Genomic DNA, 275 nt, shown 5'->3' on the forward strand with positions numbered 1-275 from the left:
GTCCCATCCCGGGTCGAGCCTACAATCCACTGACCCCGCGAGGCTAGCCCCCACTTCACGCGCTCTGCGCAGGAACGCTTCCGCAGGCTCCTCCTTATCAATAGGCTCGACTGGGTAGTTGATTAGCGGAGGCCGCGCACCCGAGTATCTGATCGACCGCTTCACGCCGCCTGGATAGACAACCTCTGCGATCAGTTCATCCACTTCGTCGTCATCTGCGCCGCCATCCTCTTCACCCTGCATGCCAATCGTGCCGCTGTCAGCATCAATCCGCT

At 60.7% G+C, this 275-nt stretch carries 1 protein-coding gene; it reads right to left on the reverse strand.

Translation table 11 applies throughout. The features are described from left to right. Nucleotides 1-275 (reverse strand): hypothetical protein (locus tag SB754_RS20130; RefSeq protein ID WP_410784142.1); only part of this gene is annotated, 275 nt, incomplete at both ends.

This window comes from Leifsonia sp. SIMBA_070 (assembly GCF_046534635.1).
In the GTDB taxonomy this organism is placed as follows: domain Bacteria; phylum Actinomycetota; class Actinomycetes; order Actinomycetales; family Microbacteriaceae; genus Leifsonia.